This is a genomic window from Xenorhabdus entomophaga, from assembly GCF_037996725.1.
Taxonomy (GTDB): Bacteria; Pseudomonadota; Gammaproteobacteria; order Enterobacterales; family Enterobacteriaceae; genus Xenorhabdus; species Xenorhabdus khoisanae.
In genome coordinates this window covers 1-514 of sequence record NZ_JBBMXH010000322.1, presented here as the reverse complement: position 1 = coordinate 514, position 514 = coordinate 1, and the positions used below count along the sequence as shown (strand labels likewise).

Here is a 514-nt window from a genome sequence, read left to right as displayed (position 1 = left end):
GATTGACGATTAAGCCCGCGCCCGGCTATGAAAATTCCACGGATAAGGACGGTAAAATCAAGGCAATTGTGACCAGTACCCAGGCAGTGAAAGAGGTTAAAGCCGGGGTGTCGATTAATAAAAAGCCGCAAAACGTCTCTAAGCCATTCAATTTTGTGGTGCCGGAGAATCTGAAGTTTTTATTTGATGTCATCACGCAATCATCTACCGGAGGAAGCACATTAAAAGGTAATGGACAAGATAGCTATGCCTTTAAGGTGCGAGTGCTCGACGAAGCAGGGCAAAAGCCATTGAAAAACCAGAGCCTGAAAGGAATAATATCGACGCTGCATCTGGCACGGTCTCCTAGCCCCGTTTCAGACAAAGTTCATTTCGAGGTTCCTGACAAGCCAGTCACGGATGGTGAGGGTTATTTGACTCTCTCTATGACCAGTAAAGTAGGCATTAAGGGCGTTTTTTTCCGGCTCTACCCAGATTCATCCACCGATATAGCAAATAGCCGGCAATCCTCGCC

The 514-nt window shown here is 46.9% G+C and carries 1 protein-coding gene; it reads left to right on the top strand.

Annotated elements, in window-relative coordinates; translation table 11 throughout:
- Nucleotides 1–514, top strand: a 514-nt coding sequence (locus tag AAC854_RS22990) for a hypothetical protein (RefSeq protein WP_340619114.1), incomplete at both ends; no start/stop codon positions are given.